The organism is Kosakonia sp. N21 (assembly GCF_050587465.1).
Classification (GTDB): Bacteria; Pseudomonadota; Gammaproteobacteria; order Enterobacterales; family Enterobacteriaceae.
This window is the reverse complement of sequence record NZ_JBOBHR010000012.1, coordinates 19,472-43,935: the sequence shown is the minus strand read 5'-3', so window position 1 is coordinate 43,935 and position 24,464 is coordinate 19,472. Positions and strand designations below refer to the sequence as shown.

At 55.3% G+C, this 24,464-nt stretch carries 23 protein-coding genes; 9 read left to right on the top strand and 14 right to left on the bottom strand.

Translation table 11 applies throughout. From position 1 onward, the window contains the following. Window positions 1-113 precede the first annotated feature (113 nt). The 4 genes from pfkA to ACQ3G7_RS22150 all read left to right on the top strand — a co-directional run bounded on the left by pfkA (window position 114) and on the right by ACQ3G7_RS22150 (window position 4,477). Complete coding sequence (pfkA, locus tag ACQ3G7_RS22165) at window positions 114-1,076, top strand: 6-phosphofructokinase (RefSeq protein ID WP_263098596.1); 963 nt, start codon at window positions 114-116, stop codon at window positions 1,074-1,076. A 149-nt stretch (window positions 1,077-1,225) separates the two neighbouring features. Then, complete coding sequence (locus ACQ3G7_RS22160) at window positions 1,226-2,215, top strand: sulfate ABC transporter substrate-binding protein (RefSeq protein ID WP_061499373.1); 990 nt, start codon at window positions 1,226-1,228, stop codon at window positions 2,213-2,215. A gap of 125 nt (window positions 2,216-2,340) precedes the next feature. After that, complete coding sequence (locus ACQ3G7_RS22155) at window positions 2,341-3,099, top strand: CDP-diacylglycerol diphosphatase (protein ID WP_430892166.1); 759 nt, start codon at window positions 2,341-2,343, stop codon at window positions 3,097-3,099. Between the two features lie 73 nt (window positions 3,100-3,172). Then, window positions 3,173-4,477, top strand: coding sequence for an SLC13 family permease (locus ACQ3G7_RS22150; RefSeq protein WP_430892164.1), 1,305 nt, complete (start codon window positions 3,173-3,175; stop codon window positions 4,475-4,477). A gap of 38 nt (window positions 4,478-4,515) precedes the next feature. Here ACQ3G7_RS22150 and tpiA read toward each other — a convergent pair whose 3' ends face one another. Continuing rightward, window positions 4,516-5,283, bottom strand: coding sequence for a triose-phosphate isomerase (gene tpiA / locus ACQ3G7_RS22145; protein WP_263098593.1), 768 nt, complete (start codon window positions 5,281-5,283; stop codon window positions 4,516-4,518). 107 nt (window positions 5,284-5,390) lie between these two features. Beyond that, window positions 5,391-5,921 (bottom strand): DUF1454 family protein, encoded by a 531-nt coding sequence (locus tag ACQ3G7_RS22140; RefSeq protein ID WP_263100997.1) that lies wholly within the window; start codon window positions 5,919-5,921, stop codon window positions 5,391-5,393. A gap of 176 nt (window positions 5,922-6,097) precedes the next feature. On the opposite strand from ACQ3G7_RS22140, the gene ACQ3G7_RS22135 reads away from it, so the two are divergent. After that, a complete protein-coding gene (locus ACQ3G7_RS22135) occupies window positions 6,098-6,517 on the top strand; it encodes a DUF805 domain-containing protein (RefSeq protein WP_263098592.1) in 420 nt (139 codons plus the stop codon). Here the strand turns inward: ACQ3G7_RS22135 and fpr are convergent, their stop codons facing one another. The 4 genes from fpr to ACQ3G7_RS22115 form a co-directional block, all read right to left on the bottom strand. Further along, entirely contained in the window at window positions 6,518-7,264 is a 747-nt protein-coding gene (fpr, locus tag ACQ3G7_RS22130; RefSeq protein ID WP_430892161.1) for a ferredoxin--NADP(+) reductase, read from the bottom strand. 96 nt (window positions 7,265-7,360) lie between these two features. Next, on the bottom strand, window positions 7,361-8,371 hold the full coding sequence (gene glpX / locus ACQ3G7_RS22125) for a class II fructose-bisphosphatase (protein WP_263098590.1): 1,011 nt from the start codon (window positions 8,369-8,371) through the stop codon (window positions 7,361-7,363). Window positions 8,372-8,481: 110 nt separating this feature from the next. Then, window positions 8,482-9,990, bottom strand: a complete 1,509-nt coding sequence (gene glpK, locus ACQ3G7_RS22120; protein WP_263098589.1) for a glycerol kinase GlpK — start codon at window positions 9,988-9,990, stop codon at window positions 8,482-8,484. A 21-nt stretch (window positions 9,991-10,011) separates the two neighbouring features. Next, a complete protein-coding gene (locus tag ACQ3G7_RS22115; RefSeq protein ID WP_263098588.1) occupies window positions 10,012-10,860 on the bottom strand; it encodes an MIP/aquaporin family protein in 849 nt (282 codons plus the stop codon). Between the two features lie 492 nt (window positions 10,861-11,352). Here ACQ3G7_RS22115 and zapB point away from each other — a divergent pair, with 492 nt between their 5' ends. Then, window positions 11,353-11,598 (top strand): septal ring assembly protein ZapB, encoded by a 246-nt coding sequence (zapB, locus tag ACQ3G7_RS22110; protein WP_263098587.1) that lies wholly within the window; start codon window positions 11,353-11,355, stop codon window positions 11,596-11,598. Window positions 11,599-11,674: 76 nt separating this feature from the next. On the opposite strand, the gene rraA is transcribed toward zapB, so the two are convergent. From rraA to priA, 7 genes are all read right to left on the bottom strand, one after another. After that, a complete protein-coding gene (rraA, locus tag ACQ3G7_RS22105) occupies window positions 11,675-12,160 on the bottom strand; it encodes a ribonuclease E activity regulator RraA (RefSeq protein WP_061499332.1) in 486 nt (161 codons plus the stop codon). A gap of 92 nt (window positions 12,161-12,252) precedes the next feature. Continuing rightward, on the bottom strand, window positions 12,253-13,182 hold the full coding sequence (gene menA, locus ACQ3G7_RS22100; RefSeq protein ID WP_263098586.1) for a 1,4-dihydroxy-2-naphthoate polyprenyltransferase: 930 nt from the start codon (window positions 13,180-13,182) through the stop codon (window positions 12,253-12,255). 66 nt (window positions 13,183-13,248) lie between these two features. Then, complete coding sequence (hslU, locus tag ACQ3G7_RS22095) at window positions 13,249-14,580, bottom strand: ATP-dependent protease ATPase subunit HslU (protein WP_263098585.1); 1,332 nt, start codon at window positions 14,578-14,580, stop codon at window positions 13,249-13,251. Between the two features lie 9 nt (window positions 14,581-14,589). After that, window positions 14,590-15,120 carry an ATP-dependent protease subunit HslV gene (gene hslV / locus ACQ3G7_RS22090; RefSeq protein ID WP_061499322.1) on the bottom strand — a complete coding sequence of 177 codons (531 nt, stop codon included), beginning with the start codon at window positions 15,118-15,120 and terminating at the stop codon, window positions 14,590-14,592. A 92-nt stretch (window positions 15,121-15,212) separates the two neighbouring features. Next, window positions 15,213-16,232 (bottom strand): cell division protein FtsN, encoded by a 1,020-nt coding sequence (gene ftsN / locus ACQ3G7_RS22085; RefSeq protein ID WP_430892156.1) that lies wholly within the window; start codon window positions 16,230-16,232, stop codon window positions 15,213-15,215. 96 nt (window positions 16,233-16,328) lie between these two features. Then, window positions 16,329-17,354 carry a DNA-binding transcriptional regulator CytR gene (gene cytR, locus ACQ3G7_RS22080; RefSeq protein WP_263098583.1) on the bottom strand — a complete coding sequence of 342 codons (1,026 nt, stop codon included), beginning with the start codon at window positions 17,352-17,354 and terminating at the stop codon, window positions 16,329-16,331. 124 nt (window positions 17,355-17,478) lie between these two features. Beyond that, on the bottom strand, window positions 17,479-19,671 hold the full coding sequence (gene priA, locus ACQ3G7_RS22075) for a primosomal protein N' (protein WP_430892154.1): 2,193 nt from the start codon (window positions 19,669-19,671) through the stop codon (window positions 17,479-17,481). Window positions 19,672-19,878: 207 nt separating this feature from the next. Between priA and rpmE the strand changes: the two genes are divergently transcribed. Further along, window positions 19,879-20,091: a 50S ribosomal protein L31 gene (gene rpmE / locus ACQ3G7_RS22070; protein ID WP_007369223.1), complete on the top strand. Its 213-nt coding sequence runs from the start codon at window positions 19,879-19,881 to the stop codon at window positions 20,089-20,091. A gap of 102 nt (window positions 20,092-20,193) precedes the next feature. Here the strand turns inward: rpmE and metJ are convergent, their stop codons facing one another. Further along, window positions 20,194-20,511: a met regulon transcriptional regulator MetJ gene (gene metJ / locus ACQ3G7_RS22065; protein WP_007369220.1), complete on the bottom strand. Its 318-nt coding sequence runs from the start codon at window positions 20,509-20,511 to the stop codon at window positions 20,194-20,196. Between the two features lie 268 nt (window positions 20,512-20,779). Here metJ and metB point away from each other — a divergent pair, with 268 nt between their 5' ends. After that, entirely contained in the window at window positions 20,780-21,940 is a 1,161-nt protein-coding gene (gene metB / locus ACQ3G7_RS22060) for a cystathionine gamma-synthase (protein WP_430892152.1), read from the top strand. A gap of 2 nt (window positions 21,941-21,942) precedes the next feature. Continuing rightward, complete coding sequence (locus ACQ3G7_RS22055; protein ID WP_430892150.1) at window positions 21,943-24,375, top strand: bifunctional aspartate kinase/homoserine dehydrogenase II; 2,433 nt, start codon at window positions 21,943-21,945, stop codon at window positions 24,373-24,375. Window positions 24,376-24,464: the final 89 nt, after the last annotated feature.

The window sequence follows — 24,464 nt, the reverse complement described above, 5'->3', positions numbered from 1 at the left end:
CAATTCAGCAAGCAAGGATTGATATACTATTTGCATCATAGTTGTTCGCTCCCGTCGGGGAGTCGCTTCGGGCCACAGAATTTTATTTTGCATTCCTTAGTTCAGAGGTAGTCATGATTAAAAAAATCGGTGTGTTGACAAGTGGCGGTGATGCGCCAGGCATGAATGCCGCTATCCGCGGTGTCGTCCGTGCAGCATTGACAGAAGGTCTGGAAGTTGCAGGTATCTATGATGGTTACCTCGGCCTGTACGAAGACCGCATGATCCAGCTCGACCGTTACAGCGTGTCGGACATGATCAACCGCGGCGGTACATTCCTGGGCTCCGCTCGCTTTCCGGAGTTCCGTGAAGAGCATATCCGCGCCGTGGCTATTGAGAACATGAAAAAACGCGGTATCGACGCGCTGGTGGTTATCGGCGGCGACGGTTCCTATATGGGGGCGAAGCGCCTGACCGAAATGGGCTTCCCGTGCATCGGGTTGCCGGGCACCATCGATAACGACGTTGCGGGCACTGACTACACCATCGGTTATTTCACTGCGCTGCAAACCGTGGTTGAAGCGATTGACCGTCTGCGCGACACCTCTTCTTCTCACCAGCGTATCTCCATCGTTGAAGTGATGGGCCGTTACTGCGGCGACCTGACGCTGGCTGCGGCGATTGCGGGTGGTTGTGAGTTTATCGTTCTGCCGGAAGTGGAATTCAACCGTGAAGACCTGGTGTCAGAAATTAAAGCCGGTATCGCGAAAGGTAAGAAACACGCGATCGTGGCTATCACTGAACACATCTGCGACATCGACGAACTGGCGAAGTACATCGAAAGCGAAACGGAGCGTGAAACGCGCGCCACCGTGCTTGGTCACATCCAGCGCGGCGGTTCTCCGGTACCTTACGACCGTATTCTGGCTTCCCGTATGGGCTCTTACGCCATCGAACTGCTGCTGCAGGGCTACGGCGGTCGCTGCGTGGGCATCCAGAACGAAAAAATGGTCCACCACGACATTATCGACGCCATCGAAAACATGAAGCGCCCGTTCAAAGGCGACTGGCTGGATTGCGCGAAGAAACTCTACTAAGTGTGAAAACGCCCTCGATGACCGGGGGCGTTTTTTTTACCTGTTAATATTCCCCAAAGTTATAGCCAATCTTTTTTTATTCTTTATTCATTGAATCTCTTTCTGGCACTCTGGCCTCATCAAAATGCATAACCTTAAGAGAGTGGGCGATGAATAAATGGGGCGTGGGAATAACTTTACTGCTGGCTTCAGCCAGCGTTCTGGCGAAGGATATCCAGTTATTAAACGTGTCTTACGATCCAACGCGCGAGCTGTACGAACAGTACAACAAAGCGTTTAGCGCGCACTGGAAACAAGAGACGGGCGACAATGTGGTGATTCGCCAGTCTCATGGCGGCTCGGGCAAGCAAGCGACCTCGGTCATCAACGGTATCGAAGCCGATGTGGTCACACTGGCGCTGGCCTATGACGTAGACGCTATTGCGGAACGTGGCCGCATTGATAAAAACTGGATCAAGCGCCTGCCGGATAACTCCGCGCCTTACACTTCAACCATCGTTTTCCTGGTGCGTAAAGGCAACCCGAAACAGATTCATGACTGGAACGATCTGATTAAACCGGGCGTTTCCGTTATCACGCCGAACCCGAAAAGCTCTGGTGGCGCGCGCTGGAACTATCTGGCGGCCTGGGGTTACGCCCTGCACCAGAACGGCGGCGATCAGGCTAAAGCGCAGGAGTTCGTAAAGGCGCTGTTTAAAAACGTGGAAGTGCTGGACTCCGGCGCACGCGGCGCAACCAACACCTTTGTTGAACGCGGTATCGGCGATGTGCTGATTGCGTGGGAAAACGAAGCGCTGCTGGCGACCAATGAACTGGGTAAAGACAAGTTTGAAATTGTCACGCCGAGCGAATCGATCCTCGCCGAGCCGACCGTCTCCGTCGTAGATAAAGTGACCGAGAAAAAAGGCACCGAAAAAGTCGCGGAAGCCTACCTGAAGTATCTCTACTCGCCGGAAGGCCAGGAGATCGCCGCGAAGAACTTCTACCGTCCGCGCGATCCGCAAGTGGCGGCGAAGTACGCCAATGCCTTCCCGAAACTGAAGCTCTTCACCATTGATGATGAGTTTGGCGGCTGGACCAAAGCGCAGAAAGAGCACTTCTCCAACGGCGGCACCTTCGATCAAATCAGTAAACGTTAATCTCCCCTACACATCGCCCTCTTAGGAGGGTGATGTCGTTTTTAGCCTGCGTAAAATCCAGGATTTCCGACTTCCCCGGCGTTTTGCGCTATCATTCCGGTTCTTTCAGCAAAGGAAGCGGAAATATGAAAACAGCTCGTCGCATCGCGATTGCTCTGCTGGTGGTGGCATTACTGGCTGGCGCGGGAGCAGGGTACTGGTTCACAAGCAACGGCAACCCGGATGTGTTACGCCAGATAGTCACTGAACAGTGTCTGCCGAATGCCCGTGAGCACAATTCACCGGAACCGTGTGCGCAGGTGAACCTGAAAAGCGGCTATGTGCTGATGAAAGACCGCAACGGGCCGTTGCAGTTTCTGCTGATGCCGACTTACCGCATTAACGGCACGGAAAGTCCGTTATTGCTCGATCCCAACACGCCGAACTTCTTCTGGCAGGCCTGGCAGTCCCGTGATGTGATGAGCAAAATGCGCGGTAGCCAGGTGCCGGACAACGCCATCTCTCTGACCATCAACTCGCGTACCGGACGCACGCAGAACCATTTCCATATTCATATCTCCTGCCTGCGCCCGGATGTGCGCGCACAGCTTAATGACAATGCGACTCGTATCAGCAGCCAGTGGCTTGAATTCCCCGGCGGCCTGCTCGGTCACGCCTATCTGGCACGGCGCGTAACGGAAGCAGAACTGGTACAGCGCAGCCCGTTTTTGATGCTGGCGGAAGAGGTGCCGGAAGCCAAAGCGCATATGGGGCGCTTTGCGCTGGCGATGGTGCAACAGGCCGATGATTCCTTTGTGTTGCTGGCAACGGAACGAAACTGGCTGGCGCTTAACCGCGCTTCAGCCGAGGAAATACAGGATCATCAATGCGATATCCTGAAATAACCCCACCATAATTCGCGTTTACTCCTCCTGCCTGTCGCCGTAGACTTGCTGAAAAAATCTACAGGAGACAGGCATGTCATTCTGGCTAACACACCCTCTGTTCCTTCCCTCTGCGATTGTCGGCATCACCATTGTGTTGTGGGCCACCTCGCTGTTACCTGAGTTTATTACCGCGCTGCTGTTCTTTGCGGCGGCAATGGTGGCGAAAATCGCCCCGCCGGACGTGATTTTCGGTGGTTTTGCCTCGTCGGCGTTCTGGCTGGTTTTTAGCGGGTTTGTGTTAGGCATCGCTATCAGGAAAACCGGTCTGGCGGATCGCGCGGCAAGGGCGCTCTCGTCGAAACTGACCACATCATGGCTGCACATGGTCGCCAGCGTTGTTCTGCTGAGCTATGCGCTGGCGTTTGTCATGCCATCAAATATGGGGCGTATTGCACTGCTGATGCCGATTGTCGCGGCCATGGCGGCACGGGCGGGCATCCTCGAAGGTACTCGTGCCTGGTACGGGCTGGCACTGGCGGTCGGGTTTGGCACGTTCCAGCTTTCCGCTACCATCCTGCCTGCTAACGTACCGAACCTGGTGATGAGCGGCGCAGCGGAAGGCTCCTACGGTATTCACCTGAATTATTTACCCTATCTGCTGTTGCACACGCCGGTGCTCGGCATTCTGAAAGGAATGATCCTGATTGGCCTGATTTGCTGGCTCTTTCCGGGCCAGCCGCAGGCACCGCGTGAGCACACCGCGTCTGAGCCGATGAGCCGGGAAGAGAAGCGGCTGGCCTGGCTGCTGGCGGTGGTATTGACGATGTGGGTGACGGAGAGCTGGCACGGTATTGGCCCGGCGTGGACAGGGCTTGCAGCAGCCTGCGTGACTTTACTGCCGCGCGTTGGCTTTATTAACGGCGATGAGTTTTCCAGCGGGGTGAATATCCGCACCTGTATCTATGTTGCGGGTATTCTCGGCCTGGCAATCACGGTGACGCAAACCGGGATCGGTAGCGCGGTAGGGGAAGCATTACTGCATGTGATGCCGCTTGATCCCGCAAACCCGTTTACCAACTTCCTCGCGCTGACCGGCATTACGACGGCGCTCAATTTTATTATGACGGCTAATGGCGTGCCGGCGTTATTTACCACCCTGGCGCAGAGTTTTTCCGAGGCCACCGGCTTCCCGCTGCTGTCGGTGATCATGATCCAGGTATTGGGGTATTCCACGCCGCTGTTGCCGTATCAGGCGTCGCCGATTGTGGTGGCGATGGCGTTGGGCAAAGTGCCTGTGCGTGCGGGGATGCTGCTGTGTTTTGCGCTGGCGCTGGTGACGTATCTGGTATTGTTACCACTGGATTACGCGTGGTTTAGCGTGCTGGGGAAACTGTAAAACAATACCCTCTCCCGGGCGGGAGAGGGTAAACAGGATTATGCCTGTTTTGCTGCTTCTGCGGCTTTCACGATCACGGCAAATGCGTCAGCTTTCAGAGAAGCGCCGCCAACCAGTGCGCCGTCAATGTCCGGCTGGGTGAACAGCTCTGCTGCGTTGCCTGCGTTTACGGAACCGCCGTACTGAATGATCACTTGCTCAGCCACTTTCGCGTCTGCTTTGGCAATGTGGTCACGGATAAATTTGTGAACAGCCTGCGCCTGCGCCGGAGTTGCGGATTTGCCGGTACCGATAGCCCAAACCGGTTCGTAAGCAATGACTGCGCCTTCGAACGCGCTCGCGCCCTGCGTTTTCAGTACTGCGTCGATCTGGCGTGCGCACACTTCTTCCGTTTTACCGGCTTCGTTTTCTGCTTCGGTTTCACCGATGCACAGAACCGGGGTCAGACCGGCTGCTTTCAGCACCGCGAATTTTTTGGCGATGAATTCATCAGATTCCGCGTGGTAAGTACGACGCTCAGAGTGACCGATGATGATGTATTTCGCGCCAATATCTTTCAGCATTTCGGCAGAGGTTTCACCCGTGAATGCGCCAGACAGGTTAACGTCAACGTTCTGCGCGCCCAGTACGATGTGGCTACCATCAGCAGCATGTTTAGCCAGATCCAGGTACATTTCCGGCGGCGCAATTGAAACGGCGCAGCCTGTTACGCCAGCCAGCTCGGTACGCAGGTTAGCAACCAGTTCGTTTACCATGTGGCGGCTGCCGTTCAGTTTCCAGTTACCCATCACTAAAGGATGTCGCATTTTTACTCTCCACGCGCTTGGCGAATTAAGGAATATGGCCGCCCCTCAGGGCAGCATGGTCTGTGAAACAGTATAGAGATTCATCCCCTGAAAGGCTTTGCTTTTTGTCATTTATTGTTGTCTTCGAGGGCCTCAGATAGCGCCAGCTTAATCGGTTCAACAGCGAAGGTCAGCCCCTTTTCGCCGTTATCTGCCACCACATAGCGAACCGGGCCTTCCGTTTCGGCGTAGTAAGGCTTGCTTTTGCCGTTAGTCAGCAATTTTTGCAGCTTTTGCATACTTTGCGCCGCCGTTAGCGTGGGCGTGAATGCGCGAATAAACGCCGCCATATACTCCTGCGCTTTGGCTTTCGCCGCCTTCTGTTCCGGGCCTTGTACCGGTAGCCAGGTTATCTGCATGGATTTGATTTTCAACGTGCCGCGTTCCAGCGCTGTAGACGCGTAGAGGCTCTCGTTAATTTTTGTCGCTGCTCGCGTCAGGTTCTGATCGCTGCCGTCCACGGCGCGAAACTCGCTCAGCGCCAGCGTGGGATTATCGGTATTAAACCGCTCACGGAACTGGCTGATCGATTGATCAAAGGTAGGTGCGCCCGGCAGTAAATAGGGTGCTGTCGCCGCGGCTGGCGCGTCTTCCGCCATAACGGGCGAACAAAAGATCAGCGTTGAGAATAGCAGCCAAACCTGGTAACGCCATGCTTTCATGAACATCGCCCTCTGTACAGTTTGCTCACGATTAAAACGATAACCGACTGGCTTGTCAAAAACTCCCGCCTCCAGGGTAAACTACGCAGCATTACGATAATAAGGAACCATACATGGGTATACAGCAGTGGTTGTTTTCATTTAAAGGGCGTATAGGGCGCCGTGACTTTTGGATCTGGATTGTACTCTGGCTTCTCAGCATGACCGTTTTATTTGCACTGGCGAACGGGGGAATGCTCGATTTCCAGATGGCGGCCTTTATCCTGGTGTGCCTGATCTGGCCGACGACTTGTGTGATGGTGAAACGCCTGCACGATAGAGGACGCCACGGCGCGTGGGGACTATTAATGGTGCTGGCGTGGATGCTGCTTTCCGGGAACTGGGCAGTCCTCAGTGGGACGCTGGAATGGGCGGTGGGTCGCCTGATCCCGGTGGTGATTATCGTGATGATGCTGATTGACCTGGGCGCGTTTATCGGCACCCAGGGGGAAAACAAATACGGCAAGCAGACGCTGGACGTGAAATACCGCTGATCACCAGTAATGTTCAGCGGTGATATGTCCCGGTCGGCGGCGAAGATGCTTCGTCATCTGCCGGGTCTCTTTCAGCAGTTGCGTGGTATCGCGCACCATTTGCGGGTTGCCGCACAGCATCACGTGACTGCTCTCTGTGTTCATCGGCAGCCCGACCGCCTCTTCCAGCGCGCCGCTTTCAATGAGTGCCGGCACCCGCCCGGTCAGGGAACCCGAAATCGTCTCCCGGCTTACCACGGTCTGAATGCGTAATTTCCCTTCGTAGCGTTTTTGCAGCTCCAGCATCAACGGCAAATAGCTTAAATCCGCCGCATAGCGTACCGCGTGCACCAGCACCAGGTTTTTAAAGCGATCGAGGTCTTTGCCTTCTTGCAGAATCGACAGATATGGCCCAATCGCCGTGCCGGTTGCCAGCATCCACAGGGTTTCGCAGTCCGGCACTTCGTCCAGCACAAAGAACCCCGCGGCTTCGCTCACCACCAGCACTTCATCTCCGGGCTGTAAGGCCGCAAGACGCGGGCTGAGTTTGCCGTCCGGAACAATAACAAGATAGAACTCAAGATCGGGGTTGCCTGGCGCATTAACGTACGAGTAAGCGCGCTGTACGCGCTCGCCGTCAATTTCCAGTCCAAGTTTGGCGAATTGCCCGGCGGTGAAGGGAAGAACGGGGGCATGAACGGTGAGACTAAATAATGCGTCGGTCCAGAACTGCACCTTTGTGACTTTGCCTGTTACCCAGTCCGCCATGGTTATCTCCTGTTCTGTTGCGTTGCCTTATCTTCGTGTCAACAAGCGAAGATTTCCAGCCCATCCGGGCCGGAAAGCTCAATTGAACAAATACCCTTACAGTATATGACGCTGTACTTCAGGGTCTTTGCGATCCAGATAATGAATGGATTGAATACGGCGAATCGTGCGCGACTTGCCGCGGATCAGCAGCGTTTCAGTGGTGGCGATATTCCCTTTGCGGGTAATACCATCCAGCAGATCGCCTTTGGTGATGCCGGTGGCGGAAAAAATCACGTTGTCGCTGCGCGCCATATCATCCAGACGCAGGACGTTACCGGCTTCAATGCCCATACCACGGCAGCGTTTTAATTCATGTTCACCAATGCGGCGGTTCTCTTCGCTGTCGCCTTTAACCTGGTGGCGCGCCAGCAAGCGCCCTTGCATGTCGCCATCGAGCGCACGGATCACCGCAGCGGACACCACCCCTTCCGGTGCGCCGCCAATGCCATACAGCACGTCCACTTCGCTATCCGGCATACAGGTGAGAATCGACGCTGCGACGTCGCCATCCGGGATAGCAAAAACACGTACGCCCAGCGTTTGCATCTCGGCGATAGTGGCATCGTGGCGGGGTTTGGCCAGAATGGTGACCGTCAGTTCGCTCAGCGGTTTGTTCAGCGCGGCAGCGACATTACGCAGGTTATCCGCCAGTGGCAGATTCAGGTCGATAGCGCCTTTTGCGCCCGGACCGACAATCAGCTTTTCCATGTACATATCCGGTGCGTTCAGGAAGCAGCCTTTATCGCCCACTGCCAGTACCGCCAGCGCGTTTGCCTGACCCATGGCGGTCATGCGCGTGCCTTCAATGGGATCGACGGCGATATCCACCGCATCACCCTTGCCGGTTCCTACTTTCTCACCGATAAACAGCATCGGGGCTTCGTCGATTTCCCCTTCGCCAATCACAATGGTTCCGTCGATATTGACCTGATTGAGCATAATGCGCATAGCGTGCACCGCTGCGCCGTCCGCGGTGTTTTTATCGCCGCGTCCCAGCCACTTATAGCCCGCCAACGCGGCGGCTTCGGTAACCCGGGAGAATTCGATGGCAAGTTCTCGTCTCATAACAAACTCTACAGTGAAAGAAATTGAGCGAAGTTTATCACAGCGAGCGAGGGAGGGTTGATTGGGCATAGCCCTCTCCCCGTTGGAGAGAGGGCATCTGTTACTGCGGGTTATTCGTCGTGATCTTCCCACGCCAGCGCACGTTTAACGGCTTTTTTCCAGCCATTGTAACGGACGTTACGCTCGGTGGTTTCGATGCCCGGGCGGAATTCGCGCTCGATCACCGCTTTTTCCTGCAGCTCATCCAGATTCTGCCAGAAACCGACCGCCAGACCAGCGAGGTATGCCGCGCCAAGTGCGGTGACTTCACGCACTTCCGGGCGTTCCACGCGGGTGCCGAGGATATCGGACTGGAACTGCATCAGGAAGTTGTTCGCCACTGCGCCGCCATCCACACGCAGCGCGTGCAAACGAATGCCGGAGTCAGCCTGCATTGCTTCCAGTACATCGCGAGTCTGATAAGCAATAGATTCCAGCGTCGCACGGATGATGTGGTTTGAGTTGACGCCGCGGGTCAGACCGAAGATCGCGCCACGTGCATACGGGTCCCAGTACGGCGCGCCCAGACCGGTAAAGGCCGGAACGACGTACACGCCGTTGGTGTCTTTCACTTTGGTGGCGAAATATTCGGAGTCGAAGGCATCGCTAATCAGCTTCATCTCGTCACGCAGCCACTGAATGGACGCACCCGCCATAAACACAGCGCCTTCCAGCGCATAGTTCACTTCGCCTTTCGGGCCGCAACCGATGGTGGTCAGCAGGCCGTGTTCCGATTTCACCGCTTTCTCACCGGTGTTCATCAGCATAAAGCAGCCGGTGCCGTAGGTGTTTTTCGCCATCCCTTCTTTCACGCACAGTTGGCCGAACAGCGCCGCCTGCTGGTCACCGGCAATACCGGCGATAGGAATACGTGTACCGCCTTTACCACCGATGTTGGTCTGACCATACACTTCGGACGATTTACGCACTTCCGGCAGCATGGCGCGCGGGATATCCAGCGCTTCCAGCATTTTGTCATCCCAGTCCAGCTCGTGGATGTTGAACAGCATGGTGCGCGAGGCGTTGGTGTAATCCGTAACATGTACGCGGCCCTGGGTCATTTTCCAGATAAGCCAGGTATCCACGGTACCGAACAGCAGTTCACCGCGTTTTGCGCGTTCACGGGAGCCTTCCACGTGGTCGAGGATCCACTTCACTTTGGTGCCGGAGAAGTACGGGTCAACCACCAGACCGGTGGCGTTGCGCACGTACTCTTCCATGCCGTCGCGCTTCAGTTTCTCGCAAATATCCGCCGTACGGCGGCACTGCCAGACGATGGCGTTGTAAATCGGCTTGCCGGTTTCGCGTTCCCAGACAATCGTGGTTTCACGCTGGTTAGTAATGCCGATAGCGGCAATTTCATCGGAATTGATATCGGCTTTGGCTAGCACTTCCACCAGCGTAGAGCTTTGCGATGCCCAGATTTCCATCGGATCGTGCTCAACCCAGCCTGGCTTCGGGTAAATTTGTTCAAATTCGCGCTGTGAAACGCTGATGATGTTGGCGTCATGATCCATCACAACGGCGCGGGAGCTGGTAGTGCCCTGGTCGAGCGCAACGATATATTTTTTGTCAGTCATGGTTATGTTCCCGTAGTCACATTACAGCGAAGCTTTTTGTTGAGTCGTAGAGGCGGTGCCTTTTTCTTCCGCCGCCACACTGGTATTTGACGGCAGATGGCGACCAATCAGTTTACGGTAACCAAATGCGCCGAGCGCCGCGCCTACAATCGGCCCGAACAGCGGGACGAGGAAGTAGGGAATATCTTTGCCGCCGGTAAAGGCGACATTGCCCCAGCCTGCCAGCCAGGCGAATGCTTTCGGTCCGATGTCACGCGCCGGGTTCATGGCGAAGCCGGTCAGCGGGCCCATCGACGCGCCGATAACGGCAATCAACAGACCGATCAGCAACGGTGCCAGCGGGCCACGCGGAATGCCGTTGCCATCATCGCCTAACGCCAGAATTACGCCCATCAGGACGGCGGTGATCACCATCTCAACGGCGAAGGCCTGCACAAAATTGATGTGCGGGTTGGGGTAAGTAGAGAAAATACCAGCCAGATCAAGACTTTCAACACTGCCGCGCACCATATTGTGCGTTTGTTCAAAGTCGAGGAAAAGATTGTAGTAAAGCCCGTAAACAAGTGCAGCCGCGCAAAACGCGCCGGCAAACTGAGAAATAATAAACGGAACAACTTTACGTCCGTCAAAACTCGCGAAGAGCCACAATGCAATGGTAACTGCCGGGTTTAGATGCGCGCCGGAAACCCCTGCGGTCAGGTAAATGGCCATTGCCACGCCCAGACCCCAAATGATACTGATTTCCCACTGGCCAAAGGTAGCTCCCGCCACTTTTAGCGCTGCGACACAGCCCACACCGAAGAAAATCAACAACCCGGTGCCGAGAAACTCGGCGATGCACTGGCCTTTTAAGGTTGATGTTTGACTCATAATCGGATCCTGCAAAAAGTTTAGTGGTTATTGTTAGCACGGAGGCCGAAGACCACCATGGTGTCGTGTAGACACAGTGTTAATTTATCGTTAACGAGCAAAAACGAGAAATATCGAAATCAAAATGTGTGTACTGCGTCAATAAAATGAGCGTTTTCGCGCGATGATGCGCGTTTTTGCACCATGAGGAAATGTGAGCTGAATCATTTTTGTAACCTGGGTATTAACAATTTAGAGGTAGATACCTTTCTTGCACCAGGAGCAGGCTGAAAAGTGTTGCAAAGCGCAAACAGCGCGGCTCTGCGCTGGACAGGGGCTGGTGGGCTTCATACAATCGGTAACAAGCAAATATGCTCATATTCATAAGGCGTCACCGGTATTCGGGACGAGGATTTTGTAAGACACGAATAATTCGAGCGGCAGGAGAGCCAACTCCCTGCAACTTGAAAGATGAAGTGTATATCCATCAACGCCTTGCAACTCAGGAGAGGTATGACAATGTCATTAGAAGTGTTTGAGAAACTGGAAGCAAAGGTGCAGCAGGCGATTGATACCATCACGCTGTTGCAGATGGAAATCGAAGAGTTGAAAGACAAGAACAACAGCCTGACGCAGGAAATTCAGTCCGCGCAGCAGGGTCGTGAAGAGCTGGAGCGCGAAAACAATCAATTAAGAGAGCAACAGCACGGCTGGCAGGAACGTCTGCAGGCGCTGCTGGGCCGCATGGAAGAAGTCTGATTACGATCCGGGTCGGGTAAGCGAAGCGCCGCCAGACACGGAGAAATAAGAAGGGCGCCCTCAGGCGCCCTTTCTTTTACTCGATATCCAGTGGGTCTTCCGACAGGATAATGCCGGTGTTGTCGGCGTAGAGATGGTCACCGGAGAAGAAGGTTACCCCGCCGAAATTGACGCGGACATCGCTTTCGCCAATGCCTTCGCCTGCGGCGCCAACCGGGATTGCAGCAATCGCCTGAATGCCGATATCCAGTTCTTCTAGGTCGTCCACCTGGCGCACCGCGCCGTAGACCACAATGCCTTCCCACTCGTTTTGCACCGCTGTGCGGGCGAGATCGGCGTCAATTAACGCGCGACGTACGGAGCCGCCGCCGTCAACCAGCAGGATGCGACCACGACCATTCTGTTCGAGCAGATCGTAAAGCAACCCGTTATCCTCGAAACATTTCACCGTGATGATTTGTCCGCCAAAAGACGACCGTCCACCAAAATTGGAGAACAGCGGTTCCACGACGTTGATCTCTTCCTGGTAGATATCACAAAGCTCAGAGGTATCGTATTTCATAGGCTTAACGTTCAGTTGCGACGAGAGTTGTCAGTATATCGCGCATCGCGCACTGTTGGCAAAATCATCAATTGTTAATTGACATTAATCAGTTAAAAATGCGTCTGACTGAGGATAATTCCAACTACAAACAACAGGTTAGTTAACAGTGCGCCTTTTACCGTGCGTTCCAGCATCGGCGGCATCGCGCGTGGGTCGAGCTCACGCAGCACAAAACGCGCCTGTTTTATCAGCAGCGGTGCGGCAAGAATAAACAGCCACCCCCAGGCGCTGTGCAGTGACAGCAGATTAAACAATGCCAGGCATAACAGCGCGCCCACCAGTAAACCCGCGTGATAACGGCGAGCATTGATCGGCCCTAAACGCACTACCAGCGTATTTTTACCGTTTTCACGGTCGCTATCGATATCGCGCAGGTTGTTGATATTCAATACCGCTGTGGCCAGCAGGCCGCAGGCTGTTGCCGGCAGGATCACGGCGGGAACCAGCATATGCGTTTGCAGATACCAGCTACCAATGACGCTCAGCCAGCCAAAGAAAATCAGCACTGACACATCGCCAAGGCCAATATAGCCGTAAGGGCGTTTGCCGATGGTGTAGGTGATGGCGGCGATAATTGAGAGCCCACCCAGCACCAGAAAACCGATAAAGTCGGCCATTGTCTGGGTGGCGGCGGTGACCAGCAGCAGCCCGGCGATGCAGCTCAGGATGATGATAATTATCAGCGCGCGCTTCATTTGCTCGAGGGAAATCGCCCCTTTTTGCATGCCGCGCAATGGTCCGATACGGTCTGGCTTATCGCTGCCTTTGACCGCGTCGCCATAATCGTTGGCGAGATTAGAGAGAATTTGCAGCAGTCCGGCGGTGATCAGCGCGAGCACGGCAACCAGCGGATCAAAAAAGCCCTGCCACCAGGCCAGCACCGTACCGACGACAATGGCGGCAAACGCCAGCGGTAATGTTTTCGGTCGCAGGCTTTCCAGCCAGGCTTGAGTACGGCTCAGAGTTTGCGTTTCGTTCATAAATTAGGCCAACAAAAATGGGGGCATAAGCCCCCATCGAATGTGATGAAAACGTTGTGGCGATGATTATAAGATAAAACGGCTCAGATCTTCATCTGCCACTAAAGCATCAAGATGTTTACTCACATAGTCGGCATCAATGATGATCGTCTCGCCGCCCAGATCGCTGGCGTCATAGGAGATATCTTCCATCAGGCGTTCCAGCACGGTATGCAAACGGCGAGCGCCGATGTTTTCCGTGGTTTCGTTCACCTGCCAGGCCGCCTGCGCGATGCGTTTGATACCGTCGTCAGTGAAGTCGATGTTCACGCCTTCGGTCGCCATCAGCGCTTTGTACTGTACGGTAACCGATGCGTTCGGCTCGGTGAGGATGCGTTCGAAATCTTCTGCGGTCAGCGCCTGCAGTTCAACACGGATCGGCAAACGGCCTTGCAGTTCCGGGATGAGATCCGACGGGCTGGCAATCTGGAATGCGCCGGAAGCGATAAACAGAATATGGTCGGTTTTGACCATGCCGTGTTTCGTCGATACGGTGCAGCCTTCCACCAGCGGCAGCAGGTCGCGCTGTACGCCTTCGCGAGAGACATCCGGTCCTGAGGTATTACCGCGCTTGCAGATTTTGTCGATTTCGTCGATAAACACGATCCCGTGTTGTTCAACGGCGTCGATAGCCTCTTGTTTCAACTCTTCCGGGTTGACCAGCTTCGCGGCTTCTTCTTCAATCAGCAGCTTCATCGCATCTTTGATTTTCAGCTTGCGCGGTTTCTGCTTCTGACCGCCCAGATTCTGGAACATCGACTGAAGCTGATTGGTCATCTCTTCCATGCCCGGAGGCGCCATGATTTCGACACCCATCGGCGCAGCGGCGAGGTCGATCTCAATCTCTTTGTCGTCGAGCTGGCCTTCACGCAGTTTTTTGCGGAAAGACTGACGCGCCGCAGAAGGTTCTGCGGGCTGCTCTGGCTGGCCCCAGTTGTTTTTTGCTGGCGGGATCAGCACATCGAGAATGCGCTCTTCTGCCATTTCTTCTGCGCGGTAGCGGTTTTTCTCGATCGACTGAATACGCACCATTTTAACGGCGGCATCGGTCAGATCGCGGATGATCGAATCCACTTCTTTGCCGACATAGCCCACTTCGGTGAACTTGGTCGCTTCGACTTTGATAAACGGCGCATTAGCGAGTTTTGCCAGACGACGGGCGATTTCGGTTTTACCGACACCGGTCGGGCCGATCATCAGAATGTTTTTCGGTGTCACTTCATGGCGCAGCTCTTCATCGAGCTGCATACGACGCCAGCGGTTACGCAGAGCAATCGCCACTGAACGCTTGGCAGCGTCCTGGCCAATAATGTGCTTGTTCAGTTCGCTGACGATTTCGCGTGGGGTCATTTCAGACATGGGAGATCCTTACGCTTCAGAGGATAATTCTTCGATGGTATGGAAGTGGTTGGTATAGATGCAGATATCGCCTGCAATATCCAATGCCTTCTCAGCAATTTCACGCGCGCTCAGTTCGGTATTTTCCAGCAGCGCACGTGCCGCAGCCTGGGCATAAGGCCCACCGGAACCAATGGCGATCAGATCATTTTCTGGCTGCACCACGTCACCGTTGCCGGTGATGATAAGCGACGCCGTTTCATCAGCCACGGCCAGCAACGCTTCCAGCTTGCGCAGCATGCGATCGGTACGCCAGTCCTTTGCCAGTTCGACAGCCGCTTTCACCAGATGTCCCTGGTGCATTTCCAGTTTACGTTCGAACAGTTCAAACAGCGTGAAGGCGTCGGCGGTGCCACCGGCAAAGCCAGCGATCACTTTGTCGTGATACAGGCGACGGACTTTTTTCACGTTGCCTTTCATTACCGTGTTGCCCAGTGTGGCCTGGCCATCACCAGCGATAACGACATGGCCGTTACGGCGTACGCTTACTATTGTTGTCACGAGCAGACCCCTTGGTTACAAATGCAGAATACAGACCCCGCAACAGTGTGCGGGGCAGATTGCAATTATAGATGGGGGAGATTTTGGGGGTTTCAACCCCCGGCAGCGAGACGGATGCAGTTTGTATGGCCGGCCATTTTCAGGCGGCTAATGGTGGAGTCGGCATTCTCTTTGCCTTTCACCGGGCCTATCACAACGCGATTCCAGCCGTTGTTAGCGGTAATGCGCGAGTCAAACCCTTCAAACGCCAGTTGCGCGCGAACGGTTTCGGCTTGATCCTGGCCTTTAAACGATCCGCATTGCACCAGCCAGCGACGATCATCTTTTTTCTCTGCCGTTTGCTGCTGTTTCGGCGCTTCCACCTCATGCGTGACAGGCGCGGCCTGCTGCGTTTTGGGCTGCGCCGCCGTGTTGTGCGGCGGGGTTTGCAACAGATCCTGATACGGCTGTGACGTCGTAGCCGGTTTCTGCTGCTGCGTCTGACGCGGCGCCGTTGTGGCTGGCGCTGTGGTTTGCGCTGTACGCGCAGGTTGCTGAACCGGTTGTTCGGTTACGCGTGGCTGCGTACGCGGCTGCTGTACTGGCTGTGTTTGCGCCCATTGTTGCTGCTGTTGCATCTGCACCTGCTGCTGTGCCTGACGCTGGCGTTGCAACGTTTGCTGGCGCTGCTCCGCAGTTTGCTCGTTCCATGGCACTTCGTTGAGCTGCGTTGGTTGCTGGCGCATATCCGCCTGCATTTGCGCTAACAACTGGCGTTGTTCATCAGTGAGCTGATCCGGGTTTTTCACTTCACCACCGGCTGAAGGCTCCGTGGGGGCAACTACGCCAGGCTGGCGGCTTTCCAGTTCCTTGATATAGCGCCAGCGCTCTTCCGGTTTTGGGGGTAAACCGTTACCGGCGACTTTTTGGTTTTGCAGCGATTCGGATTCTTCTTTTTTGTGGTGCGTAATGAAGTACAGACCACCGATAAAGGCAACCAGCACGGCGGCCGCAATAGCGACCATGGCTGGAGAGACCGCAGACTTGCTGCGTTGCTTGTTCCTTGAGCTACTCTTTTTGCGCCGCGAAGGAGCCGACTGGCTACCGCGGCGTACATAATCTCGTTGTGCCACTATCGTTGTTTCGCTGTCTTTATTTCGTTTATCAGCCCGCCATGTTACTTAAGCGACGGGCTTTTGACCAGAAGCGGGAGTCTGAAAGCCCCGGCTTTACTTCAGTGCCTGGGTTGACCCGCGCAGAATCAGTTCGCAATCCAACAGACGCGATCCGCTGCTGACGTTATGGCCTTGCAGTTGCTCGAGCAGCAATAGCATCGATTCGCGGCCAATGTCGTAGCGCGGCTGTGCAACGGTGGTCAGCGGCGGATCGCAGAACTCCGACAGTGAAATGTTATCAAAGCCGATGATGGATAAATCCTGCGGCACTCTCAGCCCGCGGCGTTTGGCTTGCGAGAGCGCGCCGAGCGCCATGACATCGCTATGGCAGAAGACTGCCGTTGGCGGTTTCGGCAGCGTCATTAACTGCTCCAGCGCATGAGCGCCCGCTTCGAAGGTGAAATCGCCGCGTGCAATATAATGGGGATCGACGACCACGCCTGAGCGACGCAGCGCTTGCACGTATCCCTGCAACCGATAGTGGCACAGCGGCATCTCTTCCGGCCCGGCGATACAGCCAATCAGATGATGTCCCTGTTCCTGCAGATAATTGACGGCGTTAAATGCGGCGGTCAGGTTATCAATGTGAACCGTCGGCAGTTCCAGTTCGGGAGCAAACTCATTCGCCATTACCATTGGCGGTAAATTGCGTTGCTCCTCAATGCTGGCATCAAAGGGCAGACGCGAACCCAGCAGCAGCATGCCATCGATTTGCTTGGTGATAATCAGGTCGATAAAGGTCTTTTCCTGCTGATTCTGATGGGCGCAATCGCCAATCAACACCAGATAACCGTGTTCAGCCGCGGCAACTTCAATACCGCGAATAATTTCGCTGAAAAAGGGATCGCAGATATCCGGCACAATCACCAGGATGGTCCGGGATTCATTGCGTTTAACATTGCGTCCCATCGACTGGGGCAAATAGCCCACTTCCATCGCCGCTTGCTCAACCCGGTTGCGGGTTGCTTGCGACACTTTATCCGGGTTCATTAACGCACGGGATACGGTTGCCGTAGATACCTTTGCTTTCATGGCAACGTCTTTCATGGTCGCAGCCGCAACCTGATTTTTGGGTTTCACCTTGTTCTCCTCGCATGCACGGCGCAGGCGTAGTCACATTTTTATCAGATAGTTAAGCCCATCGGTTACAGAATTTTCATGAAAAGTGTGATGAAAGTTGAATTTTACGCGCTGCCTCGCAGCATTAGCCTTCGATAGGGTCGACATCCAGCACCCATTTCACCCGGCGCGCTTCCGGTAGGGTATTCACGAGCGCCAGCGCACCGTTAACAATATGCTGTAAACGAACGCGGGAAGGGTGCTGCAACAGGATTTGCCAGCGGTATCGCCCGGCGCGTTTAGCCGCCAGCGCGGGAACCGGTCCAAGGATCCATAACGGGTCATCCGCCAGCGGGCTGGCCTGCAGCAGGTTTCTCAACTGCTGTAAAAACAGTGGCGCGTGCTGGTTGTTCTGATCTTCGGCGCGGATCAGCACATGGCTGGTCCACGGCGGTAATTGCAGGGTTTGCCGCTCCGCCAGCGCCTGTTCAGCAAAGGTGTCATAGCCTTTATGCAGCAATGTCAGCAAGAGCGGATGTTCAGGATGGTGTGTTTGTAACACTACCTCACCCTGTTTCCCGGCACGGCCTGCGCGACCGGATACCTGGGTATAAAGCTGGGCGAAGCGTTCGGCTGCGCGGAAATCCGCCGAAAACAATGCGCCATCCACATCCAGCAGTGCGACCAGCGTGACATCCGGAAAGTGGTGACCCTTCGCCAGCATCTGAGTGCCAATAAGAATACGCGCGCCGCCACGGTGAACTTCGGCAAGATGCTGCTCCAGTGCCCCTTTACGGCTGGTGGTATCGCGGTCGATACGCGATACCGGCACACCCGGAAACAGTGGCGCCAGCGCTTGTTCCAGTTGCTCTGTGCCTAACCCCACGGGCAGCAAGTGCGTGGAGCCGCAGGAAGGACACTGGCGCGGCACAGGCCGCTGGCTATCGCAGTGGTGGCAGCGTAAATGCTGCTGCGCCTGGTGGAAGGTGTAATAGTGATCGCAGCGGGGGCATTCCGCTATCCAGCCGCAATCATGGCACAGCAGCGCCGGGGAAAAACCGCGGCGATTAAGAAACAGGATCACCTGGTTGCCCGCCTGCAGATGCTGGCGCATGCGGTTGATAAGCGCAGGCGCCAGCCCGGCCTGTAACTGCTGGCCTTTCATATCCAGCACATGCTGTGTCGCCGGGCGCGCGTTACCGGCGCGGCGGGTAAGTCGCAACAGATGGTATTTACGCATCCGGACGTTATACAGGGTTTCCAGCGCCGGGGTCGCGGAGCCGAGAATGATCGGGATTTGCTCGCTGTGGGCACGGTAAACGGCCAGGTCACGAGCGTGGTAGCGCCAGCCTTCTTGCTGTTTATAAGAGCTGTCGTGCTCTTCGTCGATAACGATCACGCCGAGGTTTTTAAACGGCGTAAACAGCGACGAACGCGTACCGATCACGATGGCGGCTTCGCCGCTTTTCGCTTTCTGCCATGTCACCAACCTTTCGCTGTCGTTCAGCCCGGAATGCAGAACGTCAACGGGCGCGTTAAAACGTTCACGAAAACGGGCGATGGTTTGCGGCGTCAGACCGATTTCCGGCACCATCACCAGCGCCTGTTTACCCTGCGACAGTACGTTTTCCAGCACACTTAAATAGACTTCTGTTTTGCCGGATCCGGTGACGCCTGCCAGCAGCCAGGCGGAGAAACGATCCGCCGCGCTATGGATGGCCCCCACCGCGGTGGCCTGTTCGGTGTTTAACCGCAGTCTGTCGCCGCTCACTGAGAAGCTGTTGCGCCAGTCGCTAAAGGTGGGCGCTTCGCTGTTCATCTCCGCCAGACCTTTCGCGCGCAATGCCTGTAAAGTGACGCTTTTAAGATCCAACGCTGCCAGTTGATGCTGCCAGATTTTTCCTTTACGCAGCGCCGATAACGCCTGCTGCTGCTTTGCCGACTTTACGCGGTTGATGTCCGTCGCCTGTCCCTGTTCGGTGGCGAACCAGTATCCCTGAAACTCCGCGCTGGCTGGCTTTGTTTGCCGCAGCAGAACGGGGAGGGCATTAAACAGCACATCGCCAATCGGATGATGATAATAATCCGCCGCCCACAGCAGCAGTCGCCATACCGGCGGAGAAAATGCGGGTTCGCTGTCGAGCACCTCTTCGACGCGTTTTAACTCTGCGAGCGGCAATTCGCTTTTGTCGCTGATGGCCACCACAATGCCAACGCGGTGCTGCGTACCAAAAGGCACACGCACGCGGCATCCTGCGCTAACGGACATGTCATCCGGCAGCAGGTAGTCAAAGGTGCGGGGCAAAGGTACAGACAGCGCAACGTGGGCGACGGGCATCTCATCTTCCTGGCTTGAAAACTGGCGGGTTAGTATACACATTGTTAAGACTGGCGAGCTGATCAGTTTGCATGTGGTGGTTAATTTCTGTATGATTCGCCGCCTTTGGTGCGCTTTTGCCGCGCCGAAGATACACTTACATATTAACTCGCGTGGTGTCTGGCGTTAGGGCTGGAAGAGCGACGCGGCCTTAAACTGAGGTTTCCCATGAAAAAAGGTATTCACCCGAATTATGTAGCTATTACTGCAACCTGTTCTTGCGGTAATGTGATCAAAACCCATTCTACCGTGGGTCACGACCTGAACCTGGACGTGTGCGGCAAATGCCACCCGTTCTTTACTGGTAAACAACGCGTAGTTGATACCGGTGGTCGTGTTGAGCGTTTCAACAAACGCTTCAGCATCCCGGGCAGCAAATAAGTTGCCAGAAAAAAAAGCGCCGAAAGGCGCTTTTTTTGTCTCTGATGTTTCCCGATGAGCAAGAAAGGCGGATAACATCATCTTCCGCCTTTTTCGTCTTTATCAGTATTCCCAGGTATCCGGGTCGATACCCAGTTCACGCATAATCACTTTCGCCTCTTCCGGGATTTCATCGCTGCGCTCTTTACGCAGATCTTCATCGTTCGGCAAAGGTTGACCGGTAAACGCATGCAAAAATGCTTCACACAGCAGTTCGCTGTTGGTGGCGTGACGCAGGTTGTTCACCTGACGACGGGTACGTTCATCGGTGAGGATTTTTAACACCTTAAGAGGAATGGAAACCGTAATTTTCTTTACTTGTTCACTCTTCTTGCCGTGCTCAGCGTATGGGCTGATATATTCGCCGCTCCATTCAGCCATGAGATACCTTTAATCCTCTCAGTCATTAGTCTCAGTCTCAGGTGACTACACCTGAGTCATAATCCCGCGTAGTTTACCGTAGAGTCATCAGCGTGACACGGTGTATCGCGTAACAGTGCCGTACTAAAGCATATAATTTTAACGGCTATTATGCCTTTGCTCAATCTATACGCAAAGAAGTTTAGATGTCCAGATGTATTGACGTCTATCGGCGCAGTGTTTACTCTGTTGCCAGACTTTTCATCCATTAAGCCAGGAAGCCTTCATCATGACGCGTAAACAGGCCACCATCGCAGTGCGTAGCGGATTAAACGATGACGAGCAGTACGGTTGCGTTGTCCCGCCGATCCACCTCTCCAGTACGTATAATTTCACCGGTTTTAATGAGCCGCGCGCGCATGACTACTCGCGCCGTGGTAACCCAACGCGTGATGTTGTGCAGCGTGCGCTGGCGGAACTGGAAGGCGGCGCAGGCGCGGTGCTGACCAATACCGGGATGTCGGCTATTCACCTTGTGACCACCGTGTTTCTCAAACCGGGCGATCTACTGGTTGCGCCGCATGACTGTTATGGTGGGAGCTATCGCTTGTTTGATAGCCTGGCGAAGCGCGGTTGTTACCGTGTGCGGTTTGTCGATCAGGGTGATGAGCAGGCGCTAAAAAATGCGCTGGCGGAAAAACCGAAGCTGGTACTGGTAGAAAGCCCAAGCAACCCATTGTTGCGCGTCGTGGATATTGCGAAAATCTGTCAGCTTGCGCGTGAGGCCGGTGCGGTTAGCGTTGTGGATAACACCTTCCTGAGCCCGGCGTTGCAAAATCCGCTGGCGCTGGGTGCCGATCTGGTGCTGCACTCCTGCACCAAATACCTCAACGGGCATTCCGATGTGGTGGCGGGCGTGGTGATCGCGAAAGATGAAGAGACTGTCACTGAACTGGCATGGTGGGCGAATAACATTGGCGTCACTGGCAGCGCCTTCGATAGCTATCTGTTACTGCGCGGTTTGCGCACCCTGTCACCGCGTATGGAAGTGGCCCAGCGCAACGCTCAGGCGATTGTTGATTTCCTGAAAAAACAGCCGCTGGTGAAAAAGCTGTACCATCCCTCTTTGCCGGATAACCAAGGGCATGAGATTGCGGCGCGTCAACAAAAAGGCTTTGGCGCGATGCTAAGTTTTGAACTGGATGGCGATGAGCAAACGCTGCGTCGCTTTTTAAGTGGGTTATCGCTGTTTACGCTGGCGGAATCATTAGGCGGAGTGGAAAGTTTAATCTCTCATGCCGCCACGATGACCCACGCGGGCATGGCGCCGGAAGCGCGTGCCGCCGCCGGGATCTCTGAGACGCTGCTGCGCATCTCAACCGGTATTGAAGATAGTGAAGATCTAATTGCCGATCTGGAAAATGGCTTCCGGGTCGCCGCTGAGGGGTAAACATGAGTGTGATTGCGCAGGCAGGGACGAAAGCTCGTCAGCTGCACAAATTTGGTGGGAGTAGTCTGGCGGATGTGAAGTGTTACCTGCGCGTGGCGGGGATCATGGCGGAATATTCGCAACCGGGCGACATGATGGTTGTCTCGGCCGCAGGCAGCACCACCAACCAGTTGATCAACTGGCTTAAATTAAGCCAGACCGATCGCCTCTCTGCGCATCAGGTTCAACAATCACTGCGCCGCTATCAAAGCGACCTGATTGGCGGTTTGCTGCCCGCCGATGTTGCCGACGGGTTAACCAGTGAATTTATTCACGACCTGGAACATCTGGCCGCACTGCTGGATGGTGGCATTACCGATGCGGTATACGCGGAAGTGGTCGGCCACGGTGAAATCTGGTCTGCGCGTTTAATGGCTGCCGTACTGAATCAACAAGGTCTGGACGCGGCCTGGCTGGATGCCCGTGATTTCCTGCGTGCGGAGCGCGCCGCGCAACCGCAGGTAAATGAAGGCGAGTCCTGGCCATTACTGCAACAGAAACTGGCGCAGTTGCCGGGTAAACGCATTGTGGTGACTGGTTTTATCAGCCGCAACGACGCGGGTGAAACCGTGCTGCTGGGGCGTAATGGCTCTGACTATTCCGCGACACAGATCGGTGCGCTGGCTGATGCCTCGCGCGTGACCATCTGGAGCGATGTGGCGGGGGTGTACAGCGCCGATCCGCGCAAAGTGAAAGATGCCTGCCTGTTGCCGCTGCTGCGTCTCGACGAGGCCAGCGAGCTGGCGCGTCTTGCCGCGCCAGTACTGCATGCCCGCACGTTGCAGCCCGTTTCCGGTAGCAACATCGATCTGCAATTACGCTGTAGTTATAGCCCGGAGCAAGGTTCAACGCGTATTGAGCGCGTACTGGCATCCGGTACCGGCGCGCGTATCGTCACCAGTCATGATGATGTTTGCCTGATTGAGTTTCTCGTGCCCGCCGGTCAGGATTTTAAGCTGGCGCAAAAAGATATCGATGTGGTGTTGAAGCGTGCCCAGGTGCGTCCGCTGGCTGTTGGGGCGCATGCTGACCGTAACCTGCTGCAACTGTGCTACACCTCCGAAGTGGTGGACAGCGTCTTCAAACTGCTGGATGAAGCGGGTTTGCCGGGCGAGTTGCGCTTGCGCCAGGGGCTGGCGCTGGTGGCGATGGTGGGCGCTGGCGTTTGCCGTAACCCGCTGCACAGCCACCGTTTCTGGCAGCAACTGAAAGGTCAGCCGGTGGAGTTTATCTGGCAGTCCGATGAAGGGATTAGCCTGGTGGCTGTGCTGCGCGTAGGGCCAACTGAGAGTCTGATCCAGGGGTTGCACCAGTCGCTCTTCCGCGCCGAAAAACGTATTGGCCTGATGCTGTTCGGAAAAGGCAATATCGGTTCCCGCTGGCTGGAGCTGTTCTCCCGCGAGCAGAGCGCGTTATCGGCGCGCACCGGGTTTGAGTTTGTGCTGGCCGGGGTGGTGGATAGCCGCCGCAGCCTGCTGAGTTACGACGGGCTGGACGCCAGTCGTGCGCTGGCGTTTTTCAATGATGAAGCGGTCGAGCAGGATGAAGAAGCGTTGTTCCTGTGGATGCGCGCCCACCCTTATGATGATTTAGTGGTGCTGGATGTCACCGCCAGCGAGCAGCTTGCCGATCAGTATCTGGATTTCGCCAGCCACGGTTTCCACGTGATTAGCGCCAACAAACTGGCTGGTGCGAGCACCAGTGATAAGTACCGCCAAATTCACGATGCGTTCGAAAAAACCGGTCGCCGCTGGCTGTATAACGCCACCGTCGGCGCGGGTTTGCCGGTTAACCACACCGTGCGCGATCTGCGTGAGAGCGGCGATGCGATTCTGGCGATCAGCGGCATCTTCTCCGGTACGCTCTCCTGGCTGTTTTTGCAGTTTGATGGCTCCGTACCTTTTACCGATTTGGTCGACCAGGCCTGGCAGCAGGGGCTGACCGAGCCGGATCCGCGCGTAGACCTTTCCGGTAAAGACGTGATGCGCAAACTGGTGATCCTGGCCCGTGAAGCGGGTTATGACATCGAGCCGGATCAGGTTCGTGTGGAGTCGCTGGTCCCGGCAGGGTGTGAAGATGGCTCGGTGGATCACTTCTTTGAAAATGGCGACGAGCTGAATGACCAGATGCTACAGCGCCTTGAGGCTGCCCGTGAAATGGGCCTGGTGCTGCGCTATGTGGCGCGCTTTGATGCCAACGGTAAAGCGCGCGTTGGCGTGGAAGCCGTTCGTGCTGAGCATCCACTGGCGTCGCTGCTGCCGTGTGATAACGTTTTTGCCATTGAAAGCCGCTGGTATCGTGATAACCCGCTGGTGATCCGTGGGCCGGGCGCCGGTCGCGATGTGACCGCTGGCGCGATCCAGTCGGATATTAACCGTCTGGCGCAGTTGCTGTAATCCTCCCTTTGCATCTACCCTCTCCTTATAAAGGGGAGGGTTTTATCTTCAGTCATGAATTTTTTTCATCTTCACTGAACATTCCTCAC